Genomic DNA, 5,417 nt, shown 5'->3' with positions numbered 1-5,417 from the left:
TCATTCATGGTCTTCGAGGGTGGTCTTCGAGGGTGGTCTTCGGACCGGTTGTTGTCTTGGTTGGGTGTTTGTGAAGACAAGCCCTCGGCCTATTAGTACCGGTCGGCTGGGCATTACTGCTGTACACCTCCGGCCTATCAACCCCATGGTCTGTGGGGGGCCTTAACCCATACGGGTGGGAAACCTCATCTTGAAACGTGCTTCCCGCTTAGATGCCTTCAGCGGTTATCACTTCCGAACGTAGCCAACCAGCCGTGCACCTGGCGGTACAACTGGCACACCAGAGGTTCGTCCATCCCGGTCCTCTCGTACTAGGGACAGCCTTTCTCAAGTTTCCTACGCGCGCGGCGGATAGGGACCGAACTGTCTCACGACGTTCTAAACCCAGCTCGCGTGCCGCTTTAATGGGCGAACAGCCCAACCCTTGGGACCTACTCCAGCCCCAGGATGCGACGAGCCGACATCGAGGTGCCAAACCATCCCGTCGATATGGACTCTTGGGGAAGATCAGCCTGTTATCCCCGGGGTACCTTTTATCCGTTGAGTGACCACGCTTCCACATGCCGTGGCCAGATCACTAGTTCCGACTTTCGTCCCTGCTCGACATGTCTGTCTCACAGTCAAGCTCCCTTGTGCACTTACACTCGCCACCTGATTGCCAACCAGGCTGAGGGAACCTTTGAGCGCCTCCGTTACATTTTAGGAGGCAACCGCCCCAGTTAAACTACCCATCAGGCACTGTCCCTGAACCAGATCATGGCCCGAGGTTAGACATCTAGTACGACCAGAGTGGTATTTCAACGATGACTCCACCGCCACTGGCGTGGCGACCTCACAGTCTCCCACCTATCCTACACAAGCCGAACCAAACACCAATACCAAACTATAGTAAAGGTCCCGGGGTCTTTCCGTCCTGCCGCGCGTAACGAGCATCTTTACTCGTAGTGCAATTTCGCCGAGTCCACGGTTGAGACAGCGCCCAAGTCGTTACTCCATTCGTGCAGGTCGGAACTTACCCGACAAGGAATTTCGCTACCTTAGGATGGTTATAGTTACCACCGCCGTTTACTGGGGCTTAAATTCTCCGCTTCGACACACGAATGCGTCTAACGGGTCCTCTTAACCTTCCAGCACCGGGCAGGAGTCAGTCCGTATACATCGTCTTACGACTTCGCACGGACCTGTGTTTTTAGTAAACAGTCGCTTGGGCCTGGTCTCTGCGGCCATCACCGCTACCACCAGCTATGTGGTGTCACGGATCCGGCCCCCCTTCTCCCGAAGTTACGGGGGCATTTTGCCGAGTTCCTTAACCATGGTTCGCTCGATCGCCTCGGTATTCTCTACCTGATCACCTGAGTCGGTTTGGGGTACGGGCGGCGCATGACTCGCTAGAGGTTTTTCTCGACAGCATAGGATCATCGGCTTCCCCAAAAATGGGTCCCCATCACGTCTCGGACACCAGGTGCGCGGATTTGCCTACGCACCGTCCTACCTGCTTGGCCACGGACAACCATCGCCGTGGTCCGACTACCTTCCTGCGTCACCCCATCGCTTGACTACTACCCACTCGGGTCCCGCGTTCCACACACCCGCCACCGTCTCGAAAGACGAGTGGTCGGGGCGCTTCAGGCGGTTAGCATCATGGGCCTCGTCATGGGCGTCACGTTGCCGGTACGGGAATATCAACCCGTTGTCCATCGACTACGCCTGTCGGCCTCGCCTTAGGTCCCGACTTACCCAGGGCAGATTAGCTTGACCCTGGAACCCTTGATCAATCGGCGGATGAGTTTCTCACTCATCATTCGCTACTCATGCCTGCATTCTCACTCGCGTGGCCTCCACGACTCGATCACTCGGCCGCTTCACCGCCCACACGACGCTCCCCTACCCGCCCACACACCTGAACCGACAGGAACACCTGCCGACTAGGACAATGCGTGAGCGCCATAGCTTCGGCGGATGACTTGAGCCCCGCTACATTGTCGGCGCGGAATCACTTGACCAGTGAGCTATTACGCACTCTTTCAAGGGTGGCTGCTTCCAAGCCAACCTCCTGGTTGTCACTGCGACTCCACATCCTTTTCCACTTAGTCACCGCTTAGGGGCCTTAGCTGATGGTCTGGGCTGTTTCCCTCTCGACTACGGAGCTTATCCCCCGCAGTCTCACTGCTGCGCTCTCACTTACCGGCATTCGGAGTTTGGCTAACGTCAGTAACCTGGTCGGGCCCATCGGCTATCCAGTGCTCTACCTCCGGCAAGAAACACACAACGCTGCACCTAAATGCATTTCGGGGAGAACCAGCTATCACGAAGTTTGATTGGCCTTTCACCCCTATCCACAGGTCATCCCCTCCATTTTCAACTGAAGTGGGTTCGGTCCTCCACGCCGTCTTACCGGCGCTTCAACCTGCCCATGGATAGATCACTTCGCTTCGGGTCTAGAGCATGCGACTGTAACCGCCCTGTTCGGACTCGCTTTCGCTACGGCTGCCCCACACGGGTTAACCTCGCCACACACCACTAACTCGCAGGCTCATTCTTCAAAAGGCACGCCATCACCACCCACCCCAAGGGCAGACGGCTCTGACGGATTGTAGGCACACGGTTTCAGGTACTATTTCACTCCCCGCCAGGGGTACTTTTCACCTTTCCCTCACGGTACTGGTCCGCTATCGGTCATCAAGGAGTATTTAGGCTTAGCGGGTGGTCCCGCCAGATTCACACGGCATTCCAGGAGTGCCGTACTACTTGGGAAAAACCTCCAACACAGCCACACCCTTACCACTACGGGGCTATCACCCTCTCCGGCCCGGCTTTCCAACCGATTCACATTCAGGCATGGTTTCTCACTGCGCACACCGCTGGCAGACGATGACCAAAGGCTCCCACAACCCCACACCTGCAACCCCTGCCAGGTATCACACAGATGCGGTTTAGCCTCATCCGATTTCGCTCGCCACTACTCTCGGAATCACTCTTGTTTTCTCTTCCTACCGGTACTGAGATGTTTCACTTCCCGGCGTTCCCTCCACACACCCTATATATTCAGGCGCGGGTAACACGACATGACTCGTGCTGGGTTCCCCCATTCGGACACCCCCGGATCAACGCTCGGTTGCCAACTCCCCAGGGCTTATCGCAGGCTCCTACGTCCTTCATCGGCTCTTGATGCCAAGGCATCCACCATGTGCCCTTCATAGCTTGTCTCACAAACACTCAACAAAAACAACAACTACGAAGACCAGACACACCCACCACCCCAAAAAACCAGGCGACGGGTGCTCTTTCTTAAACAAGATGCTCGCGTCCACTATCCAACTGTCAAAACCCACACCCACCAACCAGCACCACCCACCACACCCAGGACAAACACAGTCCACGATGCACACGGCCGGCAGCCACCGGAAGGAGGCCCGAGGCACCCCACACGATCAGCCCGATCACTCCTGATTCACTCCAGTGACCGGCTCGCGGGTGATCCCTCAAAGCCCAACAGCGTGCCAACCACCCACCGGCCCCCACCCGCACCGAGGTTCCACACCCCCCCAAGGGGGGCAGTACTGACGGCGCCGGCAGACCTCCGAGGGGTCCTTCATCGACGATTCCACTCACGAGCAGCACCACCGTGGCCAGCCTGGTTGCTGACCAACTCATGGCCACCGACTCCTTAGAAAGGAGGTGATCCAGCCGCACCTTCCGGTACGGCTACCTTGTTACGACTTCGTCCCAATCGCCAGCCCCACCTTCGACCACTCCCTCCGAAAACGGTTGGGCCATGGGCTTCGGGTGTTGCCGACTTTCGTGACGTGACGGGCGGTGTGTACAAGGCCCGGGAACGTATTCACCGCAGCGTTGCTGATCTGCGATTACTAGCGACTCCGACTTCATGGGGTCGAGTTGCAGACCCCAATCCGAACTGAGACCGGCTTTTTGGGATTCGCTCCCCCTCACGGGATCGCAGCCCTTTGTACCGGCCATTGTAGCATGCGTGAAGCCCTGGACATAAGGGGCATGATGACTTGACGTCATCCCCACCTTCCTCCGAGTTGACCCCGGCAGTCTCCAATGAGTCCCCACCACCCCGAAGGGCGTGCTGGCAACATTGGACGAGGGTTGCGCTCGTTGCGGGACTTAACCCAACATCTCACGACACGAGCTGACGACAGCCATGCACCACCTGTACACCAGCCAAAAGGCCACACCATCTCTGATGCGTTCCGGTGTATGTCAAACCCAGGTAAGGTTCTTCGCGTTGCATCGAATTAATCCGCATGCTCCGCCGCTTGTGCGGGCCCCCGTCAATTCCTTTGAGTTTTAGCCTTGCGGCCGTACTCCCCAGGCGGGGCGCTTAATGCGTTAGCTGCGGCACGGAACCCGTGGAATGGATCCCACACCTAGCGCCCAACGTTTACGGTGTGGACTACCAGGGTATCTAATCCTGTTCGCTCCCCACACTTTCGCTCCTCAGCGTCAGGACATTCCCAGAGAACCGCCTTCGCCACCGGTATTCCTCCTGATATCTGCGCATTTCACCGCTACACCAGGAATTCCATTCTCCCCTGAATGCCTCTAGTCTGCCCGTATCGAAAGCAGGCCAGGTGTTAAGCACCTGGTTTTCACTCCCGACGCGACAAACCGCCTACGAGCCCTTTACGCCCAATAATTCCGGACAACGCTCGGACCCTACGTATTACCGCGGCTGCTGGCACGTAGTTGGCCGGTCCTTCTTCTGCCCCTACCGTCAACCCCACCAAAAAGCAGAGCCTTCGTCGGAGCTGAAAGAGGTTTACAACCCGAAGGCCGTCATCCCTCACGCGGCGTTGCTGGATCAGGCTTCCGCCCATTGTCCAATATTCCCCACTGCTGCCTCCCGTAGGAGTCTGGGCCGTGTCTCAGTCCCAGTGTGGCCGGTCACCCTCTCAGGCCGGCTACCCGTCGAAGCCTTGGTAGGCCATTACCCCACCAACAAGCTGATAGGCCGCGAGCACATCCCTGGCCGAAAAAACTTTCCACACCACCCCATGCGAGGAGGCGTCATATCCGGTATTAATCACCGTTTCCGGTAGCTATCCCGAAGCCAAGGGCAGATTACTCACGTGTTACTCACCCGTTCGCCGCTCGAGTACCCCAAAGGGCCTTTCCGCTCGACTTGCATGTGTTAAGCACGCCGCCAGCGTTCGTCCTGAGCCAGGATCAAACTCTCCGTTGAAAAACAACACCAACCCCAACCACAAACGCAGCCAGGACCGGAAAAGAGAGTGCCTGACAAAAGAGAACCTGACAAACAAAAGTCCATCAGAATCACTGTCAAAGAAACCATCCCCCACACCACAAAGGCGCAGAAGACAGGGCACAACAAACTAATTCGTCGACTATTGACACACTGTTGAGTTCTCAAGAATCACACGCGCACCGTG

General features: G+C 57.1%; 2 rRNA genes. Both read right to left on the bottom strand.

What is annotated here, in order from left to right:
- Nucleotides 1-72 precede the first annotated feature (72 nt).
- Nucleotides 73-3,207, bottom strand: a 23S ribosomal RNA gene (locus ABLE53_RS24730).
- Between the two features lie 464 nt (nucleotides 3,208-3,671).
- Nucleotides 3,672-5,209: ribosomal RNA gene (locus ABLE53_RS24725) — 16S ribosomal RNA — on the bottom strand.
- Together the 16S and 23S rRNA genes form the textbook arrangement of a ribosomal RNA operon.
- Nucleotides 5,210-5,417: the final 208 nt, after the last annotated feature.

Origin of the sequence: Nocardioides asiaticus (assembly GCF_040049175.1) — a bacterium.
GTDB lineage: Bacteria > Actinomycetota > Actinomycetes > Propionibacteriales > Nocardioidaceae > Nocardioides > Nocardioides cheoyonin.
This window is presented reverse-complemented; position numbering and strand designations above follow the sequence as displayed.